The organism is Pseudomonas sp. AL 58, from assembly GCF_036348395.1.
Taxonomy (GTDB): Bacteria; Pseudomonadota; Gammaproteobacteria; order Pseudomonadales; family Pseudomonadaceae; genus Aquipseudomonas; species Aquipseudomonas defluvii.
The window spans coordinates 1-530 of sequence record NZ_JAZBQR010000077.1; the positions used below are offsets into that span (position 1 = coordinate 1).

1 protein-coding gene is annotated in these 530 nt (G+C 63.6%); it reads right to left on the bottom strand.

Annotated elements, in window-relative coordinates:
• Positions 1-530 (bottom strand): electron transfer flavoprotein subunit alpha/FixB family protein (locus UIA24_RS23130; RefSeq protein ID WP_330524056.1); only part of this gene is annotated, 530 nt, incomplete at both ends.

A 530-nucleotide genomic window follows, 5' to 3' on the forward strand; every position in this document is an offset into this window, starting at 1 on the left:
GCGCCCAGCTTGTCGGCCAGCGCATACAGGTGCTTGAAGTTGTCGCCGTTCTGCATGCCACGGCCGCCGGAAACGACGATCTTGGCAGCGGTCAGCTCAGGACGATCGGACTTGGCCAGCTCTTCACCGACAAACGCCGACTTGCCAGCGTCGTGGGCAGCGGCAACGGCTTCGACAGCCGCCGAACCACCTTCTGCAGCAACGGCGTCAAAGCCGGTAGCACGCACGGTGATGACCTTGACCGCAGCGCTCGACTGCACGGTGGCAATGGCGTTGCCTGCGTAGATCGGACGCTTGAAGGTGTCGGCCGACTCAACCGAGATGATCTCGGAGATCTGGTCAACGTCCAGCAGTGCGGCAACCCGCGGCAGGATGTTCTTGCCGTTGGAGGTAGCAGGTGCCAGCACGTGGCTGTAGGCCTTGCCGATCTCGGCAACCAGCGGCGCAACGTTCTCTGGCAACTGGTGCGCGTAGGCAGCGTTGTCGGCAACCAGCACCTTGCTGACGCCAGCGATGTTCGCAGCGGCCTG